Origin of the sequence: Ureibacillus chungkukjangi, from assembly GCF_003217295.1 — a bacterium.
Classification (GTDB): Bacteria; Bacillota; Bacilli; order Bacillales_A; family Planococcaceae; genus Ureibacillus; species Ureibacillus chungkukjangi.
In genome coordinates this window covers 75,238-95,023 of record NZ_QJTJ01000007.1, presented here as the reverse complement: position 1 = coordinate 95,023, position 19,786 = coordinate 75,238, and the positions used below count along the sequence as shown (strand labels likewise).

General features: G+C 35.1%; 19 protein-coding genes. 14 read left to right on the top strand and 5 right to left on the bottom strand.

Translation table 11 applies throughout. The features are described 5' to 3' along the window. Positions 1-40: 40 nt before the first annotated feature. Positions 41-1,249 carry an NAD(P)-dependent malic enzyme gene (locus BJ095_RS07695; protein WP_107934383.1) on the top strand — a complete coding sequence of 403 codons (1,209 nt, stop codon included), beginning with the start codon at positions 41-43 and terminating at the stop codon, positions 1,247-1,249. Between the two features lie 134 nt (positions 1,250-1,383). On the opposite strand, the gene pepF is transcribed toward BJ095_RS07695, so the two are convergent. After that, the gene (gene pepF / locus BJ095_RS07690) at positions 1,384-3,189 is read right to left on the bottom strand and encodes an oligoendopeptidase F (RefSeq protein ID WP_107934385.1); all 1,806 of its coding nucleotides are present in this window, start codon (positions 3,187-3,189) and stop codon (positions 1,384-1,386) included. Positions 3,190-3,332: 143 nt separating this feature from the next. Between pepF and BJ095_RS07685 the strand changes: the two genes are divergently transcribed. From BJ095_RS07685 to BJ095_RS07675, 3 genes are all read left to right on the top strand, one after another. Then, positions 3,333-3,851, top strand: coding sequence for a YaiI/YqxD family protein (locus tag BJ095_RS07685; protein WP_107934387.1), 519 nt, complete (start codon positions 3,333-3,335; stop codon positions 3,849-3,851). 1 nt (position 3,852) lies between these two features. Then, entirely contained in the window at positions 3,853-5,172 is a 1,320-nt protein-coding gene (locus BJ095_RS07680) for a D-serine ammonia-lyase (RefSeq protein ID WP_107934388.1), read from the top strand. A gap of 99 nt (positions 5,173-5,271) precedes the next feature. Then, a complete protein-coding gene (locus BJ095_RS07675) occupies positions 5,272-6,843 on the top strand; it encodes a histidine kinase N-terminal 7TM domain-containing diguanylate cyclase (protein WP_107934390.1) in 1,572 nt (523 codons plus the stop codon). 51 nt (positions 6,844-6,894) lie between these two features. Here the strand turns inward: BJ095_RS07675 and BJ095_RS07670 are convergent, their stop codons facing one another. Continuing rightward, on the bottom strand, positions 6,895-7,722 hold the full coding sequence (locus BJ095_RS07670) for a squalene/phytoene synthase family protein (protein WP_107934392.1): 828 nt from the start codon (positions 7,720-7,722) through the stop codon (positions 6,895-6,897). Between the two features lie 327 nt (positions 7,723-8,049). Between BJ095_RS07670 and BJ095_RS07665 the strand changes: the two genes are divergently transcribed. The 4 genes from BJ095_RS07665 (at position 8,050) to BJ095_RS07650 (ending at position 12,699) form a co-directional block, all read left to right on the top strand. Next, a complete protein-coding gene (locus BJ095_RS07665) occupies positions 8,050-9,111 on the top strand; it encodes a 3'-5' exonuclease (protein WP_181417993.1) in 1,062 nt (353 codons plus the stop codon). A 253-nt stretch (positions 9,112-9,364) separates the two neighbouring features. Continuing rightward, a complete protein-coding gene (gene coaW, locus BJ095_RS07660) occupies positions 9,365-10,216 on the top strand; it encodes a type II pantothenate kinase (protein WP_107934396.1) in 852 nt (283 codons plus the stop codon). A 278-nt stretch (positions 10,217-10,494) separates the two neighbouring features. Further along, positions 10,495-10,815, top strand: a complete 321-nt coding sequence (locus tag BJ095_RS07655) for an STAS domain-containing protein (RefSeq protein WP_107934398.1) — start codon at positions 10,495-10,497, stop codon at positions 10,813-10,815. A 429-nt stretch (positions 10,816-11,244) separates the two neighbouring features. Continuing rightward, a complete protein-coding gene (locus BJ095_RS07650; RefSeq protein ID WP_107934400.1) occupies positions 11,245-12,699 on the top strand; it encodes a DHA2 family efflux MFS transporter permease subunit in 1,455 nt (484 codons plus the stop codon). A 443-nt stretch (positions 12,700-13,142) separates the two neighbouring features. Here BJ095_RS07650 and BJ095_RS07645 read toward each other — a convergent pair whose 3' ends face one another. Then, positions 13,143-13,532 (bottom strand): RNase H family protein, encoded by a 390-nt coding sequence (locus BJ095_RS07645; RefSeq protein ID WP_107934402.1) that lies wholly within the window; start codon positions 13,530-13,532, stop codon positions 13,143-13,145. Between the two features lie 155 nt (positions 13,533-13,687). On the opposite strand from BJ095_RS07645, the gene BJ095_RS07640 reads away from it, so the two are divergent. Then, on the top strand, positions 13,688-13,882 hold the full coding sequence (locus BJ095_RS07640; RefSeq protein WP_107934404.1) for a zinc-finger domain-containing protein: 195 nt from the start codon (positions 13,688-13,690) through the stop codon (positions 13,880-13,882). 372 nt (positions 13,883-14,254) lie between these two features. Here BJ095_RS07640 and BJ095_RS07635 read toward each other — a convergent pair whose 3' ends face one another. After that, the gene (locus tag BJ095_RS07635; RefSeq protein ID WP_107934406.1) at positions 14,255-15,238 is read right to left on the bottom strand and encodes an SEC-C metal-binding domain-containing protein; all 984 of its coding nucleotides are present in this window, start codon (positions 15,236-15,238) and stop codon (positions 14,255-14,257) included. A gap of 363 nt (positions 15,239-15,601) precedes the next feature. Here BJ095_RS07635 and BJ095_RS07630 point away from each other — a divergent pair, with 363 nt between their 5' ends. The 4 genes from BJ095_RS07630 to BJ095_RS07615 all read left to right on the top strand — a co-directional run bounded on the left by BJ095_RS07630 (position 15,602) and on the right by BJ095_RS07615 (position 17,791). After that, positions 15,602-16,276, top strand: a complete 675-nt coding sequence (locus BJ095_RS07630; RefSeq protein WP_107934407.1) for a phosphopantothenoylcysteine decarboxylase domain-containing protein — start codon at positions 15,602-15,604, stop codon at positions 16,274-16,276. A 74-nt stretch (positions 16,277-16,350) separates the two neighbouring features. Further along, complete coding sequence (locus tag BJ095_RS07625; RefSeq protein WP_181417992.1) at positions 16,351-17,109, top strand: VOC family protein; 759 nt, start codon at positions 16,351-16,353, stop codon at positions 17,107-17,109. Between the two features lie 122 nt (positions 17,110-17,231). Continuing rightward, entirely contained in the window at positions 17,232-17,600 is a 369-nt protein-coding gene (locus BJ095_RS07620; RefSeq protein WP_107934411.1) for a hypothetical protein, read from the top strand. Then, positions 17,597-17,791, top strand: coding sequence for a hypothetical protein (locus tag BJ095_RS07615; protein WP_107934413.1), 195 nt, complete (start codon positions 17,597-17,599; stop codon positions 17,789-17,791). The genes BJ095_RS07620 and BJ095_RS07615 overlap by 4 nt, the downstream gene beginning before the upstream one ends. Here the strand turns inward: BJ095_RS07615 and BJ095_RS07610 are convergent. After that, positions 17,788-18,387, bottom strand: coding sequence for a YitT family protein (locus tag BJ095_RS07610; RefSeq protein WP_181417991.1), 600 nt, complete (start codon positions 18,385-18,387; stop codon positions 17,788-17,790). The two genes, BJ095_RS07615 and BJ095_RS07610, sit on opposite strands and share 4 nt — an antisense overlap. Positions 18,388-18,594: 207 nt before the next feature. On the opposite strand from BJ095_RS07610, the gene BJ095_RS07605 reads away from it, so the two are divergent. Then, positions 18,595-19,758: a substrate-binding domain-containing protein gene (locus tag BJ095_RS07605; protein WP_107934417.1), complete on the top strand. Its 1,164-nt coding sequence runs from the start codon at positions 18,595-18,597 to the stop codon at positions 19,756-19,758. Positions 19,759-19,786 lie beyond the last annotated feature (28 nt).

The following is a 19,786-nucleotide window of genomic DNA, read 5'->3' as shown; positions in this document are numbered from 1 at the left end:
ATAAAGTTTTTAGAAAATTCTAACAGATAGGGTGGGTATTATGGATATAATGAAAAAATCGATTGAAATGCATGGTCAGCACAAAGGGAAATTGGAGATAGTTTCAAAAGTTTCCTTAGTAGACTCATATGATTTGAGTTTAGCTTATTCACCAGGAGTTGCTGCACCCTGTCTAGAAATTGAAAAAAATCGTTCTCATGTCTATGATTACACGGTTAAAGGGAACCTTGTTGCAGTTGTAACTGATGGTACGGCAGTATTAGGCTTAGGAGATATTGGTCCTGAGGCAGCACTTCCAGTAATGGAAGGCAAAGCCTTATTATTAAAACGATTTAGTAATGTAGATGCTGTTCCTATTTGTTTAGACACAAAGGATATCGACGAAATTGTTCGAACAGTAAAAATTATCTCACCAGCATTTGGTGCCATTAATCTAGAAGATATCTCTGCACCACGATGCTTTGAGATAGAGGAACGTTTACGTAGAGAATGTAATATCCCTGTATTTCATGATGATCAGCATGGGACGGCAATTGTAGTAGGAGCAGGGTTACAAAACGCGTTAAAAATCGTTAAGAAAGACAATGAAAACACTAAAATTGTCATTAATGGGGCAGGGGCAGCTGGAATAGCAATTCTACGAATACTGCTTCAACGTGGTTTTAAAAATATTGTGATGTGTGATTCAACCGGCATTATATATAGTGGTAGAGAAAAAGGGATGAATCCTCATAAAGAAAATATTGCTCATTTAACGAACCCTAACAAATTACAAGGAGATCTAGGCGAGGCACTTGTAGGGGCAGATGTGTTCATCGGTGTATCTGTAGCTAATCTGTTAACAAAAGAACATATTGACTCTATGAACAGCGATCCAATCGTGTTTGCTTTAGCTAATCCAAATCCAGAAATCACATATGAAAATGCGAAAAAATGGGGTGTACGAATTATTGGTACTGGCCGTTCAGACTATCCAAACCAAGTAAATAATGTATTAGCTTTCCCAGGAATCTTTAAAGGGGCGCTAGAGGTAAGAGCTACGGATATTAACGAGGAGATGAAACAGGCAGCTGTAGAAGCAATCGCATCCCTCGTATCTGAACAAGAGCTTTCTGAAGAATACATCATTCCAAAAGCGATGGATGAAAGGGTAGCGTTAGCAGTAGCAAAAGCGGTGGGGAATGCTGCGGTTCAGTCTGGTGTTTCAGATTTATATCCACAATTGATGGAGGATGAAGTTGTGATTTAATAGTAGAAGCTAGAGGAGAATTGATACGTCCAATCTAGTCCATCAAAATAAAATGTAATAGCCCTATTTTTTATAAATGGATCAAAAAAAGGTGTCTTAACTAGTTAGTCGAGACACCTTTCCATAATTATAAATTAAACATTTTCCACTGCTAGTTCTTCAGATAATGCCTCTAATTGGTCGATTAATGAACCAATATAAGCAATTGTATCTTTTAATGGTTTTTCTGTTGTAATATCTACACCAGCCATTTTAGCTAATTCAACAGGAGATTTTGTTCCGCCTGCCTTTAGAACTTTAAGCCAATCCTGTACTGCTGGCTCGCCTTCGTTAAGAATACGTTGTGATACTTGAGTTGCGATTGTTAAACCAGCTGAATACGTATATGGATATAAGCCCATGTAATAGTGAGGCTGACGCATCCAAGTTAACTCTGCACCTTCTGTGATTTCAACAGTGTCACCCCAGAAGTCTTCTAATACTTCGCGTTTTAGCTTATTTAGGATAGAAGCATTTACACTTCCGCCGCCATCAATGATTTCATAGACTTTACGCTGGTAAGCTGCCTCTAACAAATGTGTAACAAAGTTATGGTAATAAGTACGAGCGATAATTGTTGAAATTACCCAACGCTTGAAGCGTGCATCACTCGAGTTGGATAATAGGTGATTCGCCATTAACATCTCATTCATAGTAGATGGTGCTTCGATGAAGTATAGAGATGGTCTTGAGTTAAAGATATTTTGCTCTTTTTGAGCTATATAGAAATGACCCGCATGCCCTAATTCGTGAGCAAGTACAAATACTTCATTCATACGGCTTGTCCAAGAAATTAAGATATATGGATGCTTTCCATAGGGACTAGAACAAAAGGCACCAGTTGATTTTCCTTCGTTTTGAGCGAAGTCAATCCAACGCTCTTCAAATGAACGGTCCAGCATGTTTTGGTAATCTTCACCAAGGATTGATAAACCATCGTTCATATACTTACGAGATTCTTCAATTGAAATTTTTGGCTCATAAGTTGGATCTAGTGAAATCTTTAAATCAGCAAAAGTTATTTTATCTAGGCCATGCTCTTTTTGTAAAAGCTTAGCATAGCGACGCATATGCGGAGCTAATTCTTTGGTAATTAAATCGATTTGACGATTATAAAGCTCGCGATCTACCTCTTGGTCAAATAGCAGGGAATCGAAAATAGAATCATAGCCACGTAGATCAGAATCTGTTTTTTCAATTTTTAAATGTGTATCATACGTTTTAGCTGTAGTGTTTTGATAGTCACGTAGTTTGTTTGAGAAGGCAGCAAATGCGGCACGTCGGATCTCCGTATCGCTTTCTAATTCCCAATCACCCTCGAATGAGTTATAGCTAAGAGGGAAGCTTTGGCCATTCACTTCGAAATTATCAAACTTAATATCTACTAATTTTGTAGTGTTATAAAGTCCATAAGGGGCATCGAAAGTCGTACCGAAAGCAGCTAATGCTTTTTCAGCCTCAGGATGCAATTGGTAAGGCTTCTTTTTAATTAAGTTATCGATGTAGTGCTCAAATTGTGGTGCTAGGCCTTTTGCTTCTGTTAAAACAGCTTCATCTAGTAACAGTAGTTCACTTGTAATAAATGAAAGCTGGGCACTAATTTTTGAGAAGTTTTGGCCAACTTTTGCTGAACGCAATTGCGACTCATCATTTGTTTGATCTTCACTTAATGATAGGCTTGAATACGTGCCGACAGGAATAAGTGCTTCATAAAGTGTTTGATAGGCTGTAATCACATTAACAGCATCCTGAGCACTCTTAATTTTCCCTTTGAATTCTTGCTCGATGTCACTCGCTTTTGTTAATAATGCTTCAATTGCTTCTTCAAAAAGCTGCTCTGATTCAAATAAAGGAGTTAAATCCCAAGTTTCTTCAACTTTTACTTCGCTTCTTTTTTGCATTCTTTTCCCTCCATTAATTCCGATATTCGAAATAAATTGTATCATATTTATCTGAAAATGAACATCCATTGATAGAAAATTCTAAACTTTATATTTGATTATGAAATAAATGACTTTTTCAAAAATCATTATTAAAATTAGAGATGAAGACATTCAACAAAACGCAGAAAAAATCCTTTATAAAGGAGGAAAAATTTATTTTACAATTACTAATTGATGCAGATGCATGTCCGGTCATAGATTTAGCTCTTTCGATTTCAAGAGGGTACGACATTAAATCAACCTTGTTTTGCGATACATCACACCGAATTGAAAGAGAAAATGCAATAACAGTTATGGTTCCTAAAGGGGCTGATTCAGTTGATTTTAAGCTAGTAAATGCGATTAACAAATATGATATTGTCATTACACAGGACTATGGACTTGCAGCGATGTGTTTAGCAAAAGGCGCATTTGTTGTCGATCAAAATGGTAGAGAGATGTCATCCGATAATATTGACCAATTGCTTGCTTTTCGATATGAAAGTGCCAAAATACGAAGAGCTGGGGGACGTACGAAGGGCCCTAAAAAACGTACAGCACAAAATAATCTTTCCTTTGAAAAATCCTTTCAACAAATTTGTGAAAAAGCAGTATCAACTAAAGCAAAGGCGGAGAATTAAAATGGCTGAAAATATTTCGGTAAATAAACTTCTTCAAGAATTCCCTTTACTAGAAGATCTCCAATCATTAAAAACTGTTTTATGGTTGAACGAAAATAAGGGAAAGAATCCTGCTCTTGAAGCTGAGTTTAGCTTTAAGGAAGTCTTAGAGGCTGAGCAAAGACTAAATCGTTTTTCGTCCTATATAAGAGTAGCTTTTCCTGAGACTGTAGCTTCAAAAGGGATAATTGAATCTAATATCCGAGAGATACCCGCGATGAGTAAATGGATTGAAGCAAGATGTAATTCGAATTTTGCCGGTAAGCTGCTACTGAAATGCGATCATGATTTACCGATTTCAGGCTCTATAAAGGCTAGAGGCGGAATCTATGAAGTGCTCAAGTATGCAGAGGAGCTTGCGATTGAAAATAACTTACTCGACTATCAGGATGACTATGCAAGGTTAAATGAAGACTCCTTCCATCAATTTTTTAATCGCTATAAATTAGCAGTCGGCTCAACTGGGAATTTAGGGTTAAGTATAGGGATTATGGGGGCAAAGCTAGGCTTTCAAGTAACAGTTCATATGTCCAGTGATGCAAAAGCATGGAAAAAACAGCTGCTACGTGAAAAAGGTGTTGAAGTAATTGAATACTCATCTGACTATAGTAAAGCGGTTGAAGAAGGTAGAAAACAAGCTGCGCTGAATCCGATGTGCCATTTTATTGATGATGAAAATTCCAAGGCACTTTTTGCAGGCTATGCAGTAGCAGCTCTAAGACTAAAAAAACAGTTACACGATGCAAATATAATCGTCGACGCCGACCATCCTTTATTCGTCTATTTGCCGTGTGGTGTAGGGGGAGGTCCTGGAGGCGTTTCTTATGGTTTAAAGAAGATTTATGGGGACAATGTTCATCTTTTCTTTGGAGAACCAACTGAATCTCCATGTATGCTGCTCGGGATGATGACCGGCCTCCATGACGAAATTTCAGTAGCCGATCTAGGTTTAACAAATCAAACAGAAGCAGATGGACTTGCTGTAGGTAGAGCCTCTAAATTTGTTGGTAAGATGATGGAGCCAATTCTAAGTGGCTGTTATACAGTAGAAGACTCCTTTTTGTTTAAAAGTATGAGAGCTATATGGGAAGAGGAGCAAATTTTTATGGAGCCGTCAGCCCATGCAGCTGTGTTTGGTCCAATCGCATTATTCAACGAAGGCATGTCCTATTTTGAGCAAAATATCGTAAATCCGGAGAATGCTACTCACTTAATCTGGTCAACAGGTGGTAATATGGTACCGGAAGAGCAAAGGCAGGAATTTTTAAAGAAGAAAGTATAATGTGAAGGGTATATTTATAAGGAAAAAATTACTAGTCAGCCTCTGGAAATGAGTTATATAATAAAAGAAAATTGATTTTATCTAGTTTGGAGAATATAAATGGTCGATGAGTTATATTTTTATAGACTACTAATAATCCTGGCAGGTGTTTTAAGCTTATTTTTTTCAATCTTTTCATATTTTAAGCTTAAAAACGCACCAGGTGCCCGACATTATACAATTGTTACGTTATTATCAGCTATATTCACCTTTTCCTACGCTTTTGAATTAACAAGTACCACGCTCAAGGAAATTAGGTTTTGGCTTGGAATTGAGTATATCGTGATGCCTTTTATACCGGGCTTTATATTATTGATGTGCTTTGAGTATGTGGGCATTAAGCTAAGACAAAGGCATGTATTTCTTTTGTTTGGCGTCCCATTAATAACTACCTTTATGCATCATACAAATGAACTTCATCATTTATATTATGTAACTGTTGGGTTATTAGTTGAAGCTCCTTTTCCAATTATTGATTTAGAATATGGTCCCTTTTTCTATTTGCATTCTATTTATTTATTCTTATGTCTTTCAATTAGTATAATTGTCTTGCTGTTACAGCTGAAAAAATCGCTACTTCAGTTTCGAATTCAGCTTTTAACAATGGTTGCAGGATTATTTGTCCCCATTTTAGCAAATTCCTTTTATTTAAATAATTTGAGTCCATACGGAATAGATTTAGGGCCAGTTTCTATGAGTGTCTCGTTTATTCTTCATGGGATAGCACTTTTTACATTTAAAATGTTTAATGTCGTACCTATGGCAAGAGAAAGGGTATTTGATAATATGCATGAGGGAGTGATCGTTTTAGATCAAAATGACCGTATCGTCGACTTTAATAGGGCAATCCTTCGTATAATTCCATCATTCAATTCTTTTTCTATTGGTAAGGGTATTCAGCTGGCGCTTGCACAAGAGCATGTCAGGCTTGCCGAGCTTATTTCACGTGGGAAAGAGTGCGAATATGAGCGTATTGATGGAAATAAAAGCGAGCATTATCAAGTGCGGTTTTCACAAGTTGTGAATAGAAAGGGTACTGCTATAAGCAATATTATTACCTTTGTCAACATTACTGAAACAGTAGAGATGCAGAAACAGCTCAGAATACTAGCAAATTATGATGGTTTAACAAAGGTTTGCAATAGAAGATTTTTTATGGAACAATCTGTTAACATTTTAGAATCGATTATAAAAAAAGAAAAAAACGCTTCGTTGATAATGTTTGATATAGATCATTTTAAAATGATTAATGATACATATGGACATGAGGCGGGGGATATCGTCTTATCCGAAATAGCCAATTTAGTAAAATTTAGCATTCGACCAGAGGATTCGATTGGCCGCTATGGGGGGGAAGAGTTTATTATTCTTTTACCTGCACTAGATTCGAAAGATGCAATGGAATTAGCAAATACAATTAGAACTAGTATCACAGAAACGCTTATAAGGATTGATAACAATAACATTAGAGTAACGGCCAGCTTTGGGATTTCTCCTATTCTAATTACACCTGTAGAGCAGGGAGAGGTGTTTAAAGAAGCGTTAAGAAATGCTGACCATGCTCTTTATGAAGCTAAGAGAAGTGGTAGAAACAATGTGCAAGTATTTAAAGAGGAAATACCAACTGCATAACAGAAAGAATGGAGAGGTCTCATGTATATTAGAAACCTCTCCATTTCCTATCTAGTCTGCTTGAATTTCTTCTACAGTTTTTTCTACCTCGGCACGAGACATTTTTTCTTTGCCTTCTTTTAGAGATTTTAATGTCTTATGTGCTAAAGCAAGAGGTAGTCGGCAGAATAGCATGATCGTACGTTTATTAATATCCTTCATGTATAAATCAGCTTTTTCTAAATTTTCCTCTGCATAAGCAAATAGGTCATTCCTTGTCCAGCCTTCTGGCACAAAGCTTACACCACGTTCACGGTAATCCTCTTCCTGGTTGCGTAAAATATTTACTAATTGAAGTCCTCGACCATAGCTAATAGCTAACTCGCGATCAGTTTTAACGCCTGCATTCCATTCCCATAGCTCTGACAGCATTACCCCAACTAACCCAGCGACATAGTAAGTGTACTCGTCTAGATCTTCTTTTGTATGGACCTTGAAATCATTCTTCGCCCATTTCCCCATACCTTCAGCCATCTCACTTGTAGAAGTCTTAACGATTTTTTCAGAACCTGGTGGAAGAAGGGCAATCCAATCTGCCAGACGTAATGTAACTTCTGTTAAATATTCTTGTACAGGTTTTATAATTTCAAAATACTTTTGTTCGTTAAATTGTTCTTCCTTTAAAAGCTCACTTACATCATTTAAAATCGTATGCTTTAACTCACCTGTAACTTCAGGATGCTCGTTATCTTCAATTTCATCGATAGCTCTCATCATTAAATAGGCATTAGCAACTGCAGCCTTTAGCTCTTTTTGCAAGAATGTAATCGGAATATAAAATGTACGGCTAGTTTCTTTTAATACTCGCATTGCATCTTTTTGGAGTTCTTTATCAGACATTTTGAATTTCCTTTCGTTCATAAAATCCATCTATATAATGGTACCTTAAATTCCTTAAAATGAAAAATAGATAATCTAACTTTTTATAAATCCATTTCAACTCTTAAGGAATTGATAGAAGGATATATCGACAGATTATGGGTGTATATTCTATTGAAAATGAGTGATATAATGTGTTTTATGACATACACATGTCATTATTTTTCGGTAATGTTACAATTAGATTAATAGAATGTAAATTATTCTTAAATTACATTTAAATGCGACTTCTTAGTTTTTACAATAAGACAGGTAGAGACCTGTTTCAACAGTTAAGGTGGAATGATGGTGCGTAAATACACATACATATTTATCGACGTAGAGGCTACATTGATACGTGGTAAACAGAACATTATTGAAATCGGGGCCATAAAATGGTTACCAGATGGAACAACTGAAGAGTTTTCGCAGCTTATTCAACCATATAAATTTCGAAAATTAAATGCTCATATTCAAAAATTAACAGGGATTTCAACTGAAGAATTATTAAGAGCTCCCTCCATAAAAGAAGTGATGCCACACTTTATGAAGTGGTGTGCGGGAGATACAATCTTAGTTGCCTTTGGTGAATTTGACCGTAAAGTGCTAGAAGACGAATTAGTGCGATATGACTTGGATACAAGCTTCCTATATCCCTTCGTAGATTTCCAGCAAAAATATATGATTGAAAACAAACAGAAAGAGCAGCCAAGTCTACTAAAATTATTAGAAACTTATAACATTGAAGTAGATATACAGCATCGTGCATTAGCTGATGCTATAAGTCTGTTTAATATATTCAAAGAAATTAATGGGGAACAGTTAATTGAAAAACAACAAACAAACGAATTTGGTCTTGTTCTAAGCGAATTTAGACAGCAGGAGGAAGTTTACGATTTATTCCTGACTTATATTGTAGGTGAAATCACTCCAGCTGGTACTGTTAACATTCAATCTGTTCAATCGATTAATAAACAATTAGCCTATGAAACAATAGAAGAACAACGTGAAATAACTGAAGGTGTAACTGAGACAGTGCAACGTACTATTATACATTCAAGTAGTGAGGTAGAAGTCTTTATAAAGAATATAATTGCTGATGTCGAAACCAAAGTACTTATTACTCGAAGTGGTCTTAAACAGCTATCAAAGATTAACCGTTTACATCGTGCAGTTTTCCCTAAGACAGAAGCCATGACATTACAGCAAATTTTACAGACAGAAGAAGCTGTAAATGAATTCACCTTGAATAGCCTAACAATTCCATCTTACGAAAATAAACTTTACACTTTACTAAAAAAATATGAACCACATATCGTAAGTGAATTCGAGAAAAGGCTTCTCTTTAAAAAAGAAGAGATACATATTTAGTATTAGCTAATCTTTACTAAAGGATACGTGAGGTATGATTCTTCTGGTATATTAGTTAATTATATTTTAAGATAAAATAATTGCACGATAAATCAAAGAAAGTTAAAGTTTAGTGAGGGATACAGTCCAGCTACCAAGCAAATTGATATTCTTTTATTTGCAGGGTCAGTTGAACTAACAGGCATTAGCTTGCAGCTTCAATCCAAAGAATTGGGCGTTTCTGCAAGTTATTGCAGGTCAAAGGAGAACGGTTATGCAAAATGTAATAGGTATTGATGCTGGGGGAACTTTAACTAAAATAGCTTATATAAATGAGCAAAATGAAATGGATTTTGTTGTATTTCCTTCAAATGATTTTTCACAGGTAAAGGCCTGGATTGAAGGTCATCCACATATAGAAGAAATCGGTTTAACAGGTGGGCGAACAAAACAGCTTTTAGATGTATTAAAAACAATGAAGTCAATTCAATATTTAGTAGAGTTTGAAGCTACCTTTAAAGGTGTTAAGTATTTGCTGGAGAAAAATGGCCATAACATTGAACAGTCCGTTATTACGAACATTGGTACAGGAACATCCATTCACTACATGGATGGGGATAGTCATATGCGTGTTGGTGGAACAGGCGTCGGTGGAGGTACACTAACAGGACTTTCAACGATTGTAACTGGAATTTCAGATTTTGATGAAATTACTGCTAACGCATCTATTGGAAGCCGAGAAGGAATTGATTTATTCGTTAAGGATATATTTAAAGGGATGGAGCCGCCGATCGAAGGGCATTTAACAGCAAGCAATTTTGGAAACGTTAACATCCTTAAAGAGAAAAAACACGAAACGAATGACCTTTTAGCAACGATTCAAGGTTTAGTCGGTGAGGTTATTACGACCTTGAGCATTCAATTTGCAGAAGAAAAAAGATGTGAAAGTATCATTTATATTGGCTCAACCTTAACAAATAACGAGCACTTAAAACAGGTTATTGCTAACTATACAATTTTAAAAAAGCATACACCCATATTCTTGAACGACTGTGGATTTACAGGTGCAATCGGAGCTTTACTTTACAAGGTAGAACTTTCTAACACAATTGAATCACCAAATTAATTTTTTTAATAGAACTTCCTGTTTTGTGGGAGTTCTATTTATATTTACTCCATTAAATCTGACTAATCTTATAGAGCTTTTAAGCACTTTCCATGAAAAGAAGGAAAGTGCTTTTATTGTATTTAATAACACCAAACTAGAAAGATTGAAATTGAAATCAGTTGGATTATAAAGTGAAAAGGGAGTTTAGTATTATTGGAATTGTTCGAAAGTAGTTAAAAAGGTTTAGTTCTATCGAAAGGGGGTATTAGTAAATTAGCTATTATGGAGGTGGATTTATGAGACTAAGTATACAGTGTCATGAAGCTGAAAATATATTAAAAGGGTTTATCGAAGGTGAAATCGATATTCATACAGCCCCTATATTAATAAATGAATTAGAAATGATTGTTTTGACAGAGGGCATGTTAATAGAGCTAGATTTGTCTAATGTGACTTATATGGATAGTAGTGGTCTTGGAGTAATTGTTGCTCTCTATAAAAGACTAATTAAAGAGAAGGTTGGTTTGAAATTACTACTATCTAAACGAATAATGAGAATGTTTAATATTACAGGACTTGGCGAATTTATGAATATTGAATTGAGAAGGGCCAACTAATCTAAGCTAGCACACAGAAATAGAGTTAGAATATTTCATAAAACCCATTTATCTATGTTAAACTCTAAGGGATGTTATAAATTGGATACATAGATTTGCTTTGTGCTTTGCTCTATTTTTGGAAAAGGAGAACGCTAATTAGCTGTTAAATTTATGAAGCCACAGATGAATTAATTCAAGCAACTAAAATAAGGGTTGAACACACTATAACAATGGTGTTGACAAGCATTCCCAAAAATTATATTATGAAAATCCTGCCAAGCGAATGGTTGGCGTAAAATGGAGGGCAATTTTGATTAAGCATCTTTCAAATTTGCCTTCTTTTTGATGGGAATGATTCAGTGTTCTTACGGTTTATGACGCTACATTTCTAAAAAACTAGTATTTCTTTTATAAATTTCTATAACAATAAAAGGGGAAAAAACAAAAATGAACATAGATATATCCGCAAACAATGGGTCAACCATTGAAAAGAATAATATAAGAACTGTACCTATTATCGTGTCCTTCTTAATAGCCGGTTTTGTTGGTCTTTTCAGTGAAACAGCGTTAAATATGGCATTAAATAGTCTTATTATTGATTTTGGAATAAAGGAAACTACCGTACAGTGGTTAACAACCGGTTATCTGTTAACGCTGGGTATTTTGGTACCGGTATCTGGTATGATTTTACAATGGTTTTCAACTAGACAGTTATTTATAGCTTCTCTTATTTTTTCTATTATCGGTACGTTCATAGCGGCCATCGCACCTACTTTTGCTGTGCTAATGATTGCTCGTGTAGTTCAGGCTGTTGGGACAGCACTTTTACTACCTCTTATGTTTAATACAATTCTTGTCCTAATTCCACCGCAAAATCGTGGTAAGATCATGGGATTAATGGGTCTGGTTATCAGCTTTGCGCCAGCAATAGGACCAACTATCTCTGGTCTGATTCTTAAAACATTAAGCTGGCACTGGATTTTCTGGATTTCTTTACCGTTGTTAGGAGTAGCCATTGTATTTGGTAGTTACTATATGCAGAATGTTACTACACCAACAAAGCCAAAAATTGATATCCTATCTATTCTATTATCGACTATAGGATTTGGAGGAATAGTGTATGGATTTAGTAGTGCTGGAGAAGGTGGAGGCTGGGGAAGCCTTGAAGTAATCATTGCTCTAGTAGCTGGTGTTCTAGGCTTGTTACTATTTACCATTCGTCAGTTAACAATGAAGCATCCAATCATGGATTTAAGAGCATTTAAATACCCAATGTTTGTAATTGGTTTAATTCTTTTAGTCATCGTGATGATGATCTTGCTTTCTTCTATGATCCTACTACCACTTTACTTACAGACTGTACTTGCACTTAGTACCTTTACAGCAGGATTACTTTTGCTGCCTGGTGGTATAATAAATGGTTTGCTATCTCCAATTATGGGTGGGTTGTTCGATAAATTTGGCCCTAAATGGCTAGTTATTCCTGGATTTGTATTAATTATGGCAGCTTTAATTGGTTTCACTACAATTGACATTGAGACTTCAAAAGGTTTCATTATTGGACTACTAATTGTGTTAATGATTGGTGTTTCCATGATAATGATGCCAGCTCAAACAAATGGATTAAATCAATTGCCTCCTGAGCTGTATCCACATGGAACAGCCATTATGAATACGTTACAGCAAGTATCTGGAGCAATTGGTACTGCGATTGCTATTTCATTATTAGCGTCGGGAACAAATGCTTATCTGAGCAATCCTGTGGACGCAGTGAACCCGTTAAATCCTCTAATCGCATTTACAGAAGGGTTACATAGATCATTTACTTTTGCTATTATTGTAGCTTTAATTGGTTTGGTTCTTGCTTTCTTTGTTAAACGAGTAAATGTAGAGCATAAATAATTCATTGATGGCCAGCTATAAATTAGATAAAAAGAAGATGCTACCTCGTTAGATTATAATAAATTATTTAGAAATCCTGTGTTTTTATATACGCAGGATTTTTTCTTTTTCCACAATTGGACCATATAGTGAAACAGCAAGGTGGCCATCATAAGTTAGTTGCTGCACAGTGGAGTGGCACCTAACTAAGGTATTTCTTCCTAACTTACAAATAAGACAGTAGATAAACTCTTTGAAATTTAGAGTTTATTTACTGTCTTTTACTTTTAAAGTACACTTCATTATAAATGTTTGTATCATTAATGATTGACTACAACTGTTAGAACCAATTTTGTTTATGCTTTACGACATTCCATTTTATTTGCCTTATACAATTAGGTGTGATTTGCATAGCATATACCAATATAACATTTTAAAGCGGATGGTAGGATGAAGTGCAAAAGTTACTTTCCTTTTAGAATAGCCTCTCTTGCCAAAGCATCTGCAGCTTTGTTTTGACTATCTGGTATCCATTTTATAAAAAACATATCATTGGATTCAATCAGCTGAAGTGCCTTTTCTAAGTATGGCTTATATTCTTCGTTTTTCACATATTGTTTTTCAATAGATGCAACAACGATTTTAGAATCAGAGCGCATCGAGATTAGAGAAGAACCGATTTTGTTTACTTCTTCTAATGCACGATTGAGAGCGATAAATTCAGCGATATGATTGTTTGTTTCTCCAATATACTCACTAATTTTAATGTGATGACCTTCACCTTTTATAAATATCCCAATTCCACTTGGTCCTGGATTACCAGCGCTTGCACCATCAATATAAACTTCTAACAATAAGATCCCCACTTTTTCGAATGAATTATTTCAATTTAACCATATTATATCTTATTGAATAAAAAATAAGTATTTCAAGCCACAGGGTGATCATTTTGACAAATGAAAAATAGAAATAGTAAAATAGGGGAATGCTCGTGTAAAGGGGGAGTATTGTGAATAAAAATACAGTAATCAAGGATATTGATGAATTGACAGACACTTATTGCAACGACTGTCCTATAAAAGGGGATTTACGAAAAAAACGAGGTAAATCAGGTGCACACAGATTTTGCATCGAACATTGTTCTGTTGGGGAACAGTTACAGTTTCTAGGGCAAGAATTGTTAAAAATATATGAAAAAAGGTAAAGTTATAATGCTTAATACCTATAAATAGATTTTGTTTTAAAATGATGAATGTAGTATTTGTGTGAAAAGCTATAGAAAAAGTATTCATTTTTTGATATTTATTTGATTTCAACATTACTTCTTGATAATATATTTTTTGTAAGTACTACCGCTCATAAGCTTAATCGATTAAGTATGAGGAATAGTGCTTTCTTATGAATGAAAAACCCAATAAGGGTTAACAATATATTTGGTTGGTTACCATAGTAGAGATTCTTCTACTCCCTATTAAGTAGGGATAAAAAAGAGGCATATGTTATCACATGTGCCTCTTTTTTTCTATGTAAAAACAAGAAAAGCCCTCTCAAAGGATCAATTGAGAGGGTTAAATTTTTAAACTAAAACAGCATCATATTCTAAAAGCTCTTGATAGTATTTGTTTAGAGATGAAGAGGAAACACCAAAGCTTTCAGCAATTTCTTTAATTGTGAAGGTTACTCCATTCAGTAGATCATTTTCTTGAGCATAACGGATTGCACCTGCAGCGATTGCAGCTGGTTTTCGTGCTTTTGGTTTTTTCTCAACTAAGTAATCCTCAAGCTTTACAAGTAATTCTGGCGCTTCTATAGATTTTTCCTCCAAGAATTGCTTCGCCAAATCAACAACCTCAATTTCAAAGGATGAATACTCTTCACCACTGTAGCCTGAATTTACAAGACCAACCCAGAAATTCAAATGATTCTTTTGTAGATACTCAGCTACTGAGCCTGTACCATCGAATTGACTTGCAAAGTTTTCAAAGGCTTGCTTGTAATTTGTTGGGAAGAAAATCAAAGTTGATACTGCTAAGAAATGATTTTCTTTATCAGATTCATCAGGAAGTAAGAAAGAAAATACTTGCATCCCCTCAGGAATTACGCGATTTGATTCACGACGAATATAAAGCTCTTCCTTTGTTAAAGCATGGACAGCCTTAAAATACTTTTCTTCAATTTCCACAACCTCACCGATAAATAAACTTGGTCGGTACCAGCTATTCAATAACTCAACCATTTTTGGACGGAGCATTTTCTTCATTGTTCGCTTTATATAATTTTCCCAGATATCCATACGTTTATGGAAGAAAAAGTCGTCAAGTGCTACCGCTTCAATTAGTTCGCGTTGTAAGTGCGTTTCCAGCTTTGGCGACCATTCACTGACTATATCAAGGTAATCTTTAACATCTTTCTTCTCAGGATAGACGTTATAAAATGTCTGAAGTACGCTTTCGATTTCGTCTAAAAATACTTGTTCAGTCGTAACCTGCTGTTTTCCTTCACAACATTTTTTGTATTTTTTCCCACTTCCACATAGGCAAGGGTCATTTCGTCCTATCATGAACAACACTTCCTTCTCAATAATTCTAGTTGAATGTTTAATAGAATAAGCTAATTCGATATTACTATCCAATTATAATAATAACGGCTTTATAATTGGATGGGAAATAATAGTTTATTTTAAACTATTTGAAATATCGGAAATATATTTAAATATATGATTTGAGAATTGAAAATAGACATAAAAAAGTATATTTAATAGATTTGGATTTTACTAATTTAGGACTGTTGCAGTTTCAGAAGAAAACTAGCATTAATAGATTTTGAGGGATTTTATACTTTTTAATCTTAATGATAACTTTATTTGTAATTATTAATATATAATGGTGATAATGAATTTATCGAGATAAAATAGGTGATTACAGTGAAAACATTAAATGGTAAAAAGGTTTTAATAACAAGTGGCGGTACATTGGAAAAATGGGATAATGTGCGAGGCCATACGAATTTGTCTAAAGGGGCGATGGGCTGCTTTCTTGCAGAGGCTGCCTTAGCTGCTGGTGCCGAGGTGATTTACCTACATGGCTATTTTGCGAAGCTTCCAGAAAATGCATCCAAAATGCAATTAGTAGTATTTGAGGGAATTGAGGATCTGGGCTCCAAAATTCAATCAATCGTCCAAAAGGAATTTGTTGATTTTGTCATAATGGCTGCAGCTGGCTCTGATTGGATTATTGATAAGGTATATGACACACAGGGAAATCTTATGGAGGAAAAGGGTAAAATGCCTTCAGATGAGCCACCAATCATTCATTTTAAAAAAGCTCCAAAAGTATTAGGGCAGATTAAAGGATGGTCACCTGATACAACCTTAATAGGCTTTAAGCTAGAGGCGACTGATGATATCGATTATTTGATTAGTCGTGCTAAATTGCGAATGGATTCAGCAAAGGCAGAATTTATGGTTGCCAATAGTTCAAAATCACTCTACGGGATGGACGAGCCACATTTTATTGTTTCTAAAAATGGAGAAATAGTACAAGTGGAAGGAAAAGAAAAAACAGCAAACATGCTGGTAGAAATATTAACGAATAAATAAAGTCGAACAAACGGGATTTTAGCTGTTCTTTTTTATGTGGAAAAGTGTAATGCATGAATTCAAGGGGGGAGACTGTGTATCTATTAGATCATCTTGTTCATTTTGTAGGAAGACCTGAGCAGCTCGTTGCTTCAACAAGTGAGCTTGGCTTGCATACTGTTAATGGTGGTAAGCATGAAATGTGGGGAACGTATAATTCATTATGTTATTTTGGCTTATCGTATATTGAGTTTATCGGTATTTATGATGAACCTTTGTTTGAGAAATCTGCTCTTGAGCCATACACATTACATGAAACATATAAAAATAAAAACTATCAAAATGGCGTAGTACGACTAGCTTTAAGAACAAATTCTATCGAGAAGGATGCAGAAAGCCTTAAATCCTTAGGCTATGACATTTACGGACCTGAAGAATTTTCGAGAACGCGTCCAGATGGGTCAGTTTTGAGTTGGAAGCTTCTTCATTTTGGTAAAGAAGGACAAGCTCTTGAATTCCCATTTATCATTCAATGGGACGGAGAGGATGAGGCTCGCTATAACGATCTTGTCGAGTCAGGGGCGATTAAACCGCATACACTTGGTAATGTTAAATTGAAAGAAATTGAGTTCGAGGTAAAGGATTTATCGATAGCAACAGAATGGGCTATAGCTTTTGGTTTAGATGTCAAAGAGAGAGGCACTTCTAAAACATTAAATATACCCAATTGTTTATTTACATTTAAACAATCAGCTGATAGTGATAAAATTTCACAAGTAGTTATATCGGGTGCAGCCAAAGAGCAGGATGCCGTTATAGAAGGAACGAAATATATTTTCGAAAGTGAAAAGTAATTGAAGTAGAGCATGTTTTGAGTAAGATTCAAAACATGCTCTTTTTAATGTTGAATTATAGAACATTTGTTCGTATAATGTATTTAATAAGAAAATGAACTAGAGGAAGGTAAGTGAACAGCATGGATTTACCAAATGAAATAAAATCAATGATTCATTTGTATGTAATCTTAGAATTGGCCATTAAATCTGTGAAGCATGATCAGAGATTATTTGAATCCTTTAAGGTAAAACGTCCTTATCTTAACTTTTGTACACAGCAATTAGAAATTTTAAAGGACGAATTTAACCATGTATCAAAATCTCTTTATAAGAGGGGTGTAGCCTACGAAAATTATCAATGCTTCAATCGAAATGAATGTTTCTATAGCTTTAATTTTCGCGGTAACATTATACCCTTTCAGTACACTGGGGAAGTTCTGAAAGGGCAGGTTGAACGGAAAATCAATCTTGTATTAAAAAAAGTAAGTGGGAAGTGTGATAATTCATGAATAGCATTGAGAACAAATACGGTCTTACTGAACAAGAGCGAAAACAAATAATAGCTGAAATCATGCCAATTCTTGAAGAAAGGTCTAGAGAGGAAATAGAACACGTTCTACATTTAATAGTTAAAAAAGGAACAAAGCCATTTTTGAATTTACCAATCAAAAGGTATTCTCAGCCTTCTGAAAAAATTTAAGTCCTCACTACATCGACAACAATTGTTGCAATAAAGTAAGTGATGATTGAAACAATTGCACCCATCAGACCGAACAGAAGAAAGGCTACCATGAATATAAAAATGTTGATTATGAAAATAGATTCTCCCACTGAATAAGAGGTTCTTCTAGAAATCAGAATTGCAAGCACGTCTGTCCCATCTATCGCTCCACCATTTCGAAGTACAATTCCTATGCCCAGTCCAAGTAAAATAGCACCGATAAAGATTAACAAAAAGGAATTTCCATGAAGAAAAGGAGGAAATGCATCTAAAAGGCCTGTTGAGACAGTCAACGAAATAATGCCTAACATCGTACAGAAAGCGAAACGTTTACCTAATCGTTTATAGCCCAAGTAAATAAAAGGAATATTAAGTAAGAAGATAAGCGTGCTTAATGATAAACCTAAACCTTTCGAAAGCATAATTGAAATACCTGTAATTCCGCCGTCGATCAATCCATTGGGAACAAGGATGACTTCAAGACTTATAGCAGCCATAAAAGCACCTGCAATAATCCAAGGAATTTTTGTCAGTAAATCTTTAAGATAATATTTATAGAGTTTTTTTGATCTCAAGTAAGTTCTCCTTATATGTATAGTGGGCATGGGAAAGTAAGGATGCTTCCTTCCTATGCCTATACCATAATTATGAGATTGTTAGGAAGAAGATACATAGTCTTTCAAAATATTTAAACAAAGGAGGAATTGCTTGGGAAAAAATGTTATTGTGAGAGCAGGGGCTGCTTATTATAAGAAGCGAATTATGTAAAAGGAGGTTTTCATTTGGAAAACAATTCAATTTCCGAGCGAGTTTTTATGTCTATTTTTGTATTTATTTCACTGTTGTTTTTTTCAGGACTAGCTGCATTCTTTACCTTGCTAATGGGGGAAATGCATTATATAGCACTAATTTTTGCAATCGCTTTTGTATTGTTTATAACGTATGTGTTTAATGCCTTTCACTTATTCAAAAAGAAAAAAGGTAAGCTAGTTTTCTTCATAGTCGCCTTTGCTGCAATTGGTATTACATCTATTAAACCAATAGAAGTGGGGTATACAAAGCTATTAGCAACAGTAGATTCCGAGGTTGATATTTATGATTATATGCCATTTTCAAAGGATTCAAAGGCTGCTACCTTAAGTGAGCCTTCTACATTCACCATGAAAGAAAATTTGCCTAGAATTGATGGTGCAACTGCCTTGTACCCTTTGTATTCAGCAATTGCACAGGCTACTTATCCAGAAAAAGAATACGATTTACATAGCAGTGAAATCATTGTCACGACAACTCCTAATGCTTACACCAATTTATTCGAAGGAAAGGTGGATATGATTTTCGTCGCAGCACCATCTAAATCACAATTGAATCGAGCGGAATCACTAGGGTTAGATTTGAAGCTGACTCCAATTGGTAGGGAAGCCTTCGTATTTTTTGTGAATAAAAAGAATGATATCGAGGGATTATCAAGTGAGCAGTTAAAAGGAATATATTCCGGTGAAATCACTAATTGGAATGAGGTTGGAGGCGGGAACGATAGTATTCGTGCTTTTCAAAGACCGGAGGATAGTGGTTCACAGTCAGCTTTACAGTCCTTTATGGGAGAAACGCCAATAATGGAAGCACCTACAGACGATATCGCATCTGCAATGGGGGGTATCATTAGTGAGGTCTCTCAGTATAAAAATTTTAAGAATGCAATAGGCTATACTTTTAGATTTTATTCAACTGAAATGGTCCAAAATAACAAGATCAAATTACTTGAAATTGATGGGGTTGCTCCCACTAAGGAAAATATTCGTAATAATAGCTATCCAATTGCTTCGGAATTCTATATAGTGACAGCGGGTTCAAAAAATCCAAATGTAGAAAAACTAATCGACTGGATAGTATCACCCCAAGGACAAGAATTAGTTGAAAAAGCAGGTTATGTCCCAGTGAATGATTAGAAAAATGTAATTTGACCACAAATGTATC

Bases quoted from the DNA above. Each gene is read 5' to 3' on its own strand.
- BJ095_RS07695 (WP_107934383.1), top strand. From the start codon at position 41: ATGGATATAATGAAAAAATCGATTGAAATGCATGGTCAGCACAAAGGG.
- pepF (WP_107934385.1), bottom strand. From the start codon at position 3,189: ATGCAAAAAAGAAGCGAAGTAAAAGTTGAAGAAACTTGGGATTTAACT.
- BJ095_RS07685 (WP_107934387.1), top strand. From the start codon at position 3,333: ATGAAGACATTCAACAAAACGCAGAAAAAATCCTTTATAAAGGAGGAA.
- BJ095_RS07680 (WP_107934388.1), top strand. From the start codon at position 3,853: ATGGCTGAAAATATTTCGGTAAATAAACTTCTTCAAGAATTCCCTTTA.
- BJ095_RS07675 (WP_107934390.1), top strand. From the start codon at position 5,272: ATGGTCGATGAGTTATATTTTTATAGACTACTAATAATCCTGGCAGGT.
- BJ095_RS07670 (WP_107934392.1), bottom strand. From the start codon at position 7,722: ATGTCTGATAAAGAACTCCAAAAAGATGCAATGCGAGTATTAAAAGAA.
- coaW (WP_107934396.1), top strand. From the start codon at position 9,365: ATGCAAAATGTAATAGGTATTGATGCTGGGGGAACTTTAACTAAAATA.
- BJ095_RS07655 (WP_107934398.1), top strand. From the start codon at position 10,495: ATGAGACTAAGTATACAGTGTCATGAAGCTGAAAATATATTAAAAGGG.
- BJ095_RS07650 (WP_107934400.1), top strand. From the start codon at position 11,245: ATGAACATAGATATATCCGCAAACAATGGGTCAACCATTGAAAAGAAT.
- BJ095_RS07635 (WP_107934406.1), bottom strand. From the start codon at position 15,238: ATGATAGGACGAAATGACCCTTGCCTATGTGGAAGTGGGAAAAAATAC.
- BJ095_RS07620 (WP_107934411.1), top strand. From the start codon at position 17,232: ATGGATTTACCAAATGAAATAAAATCAATGATTCATTTGTATGTAATC.
- BJ095_RS07615 (WP_107934413.1), top strand. From the start codon at position 17,597: ATGAATAGCATTGAGAACAAATACGGTCTTACTGAACAAGAGCGAAAA.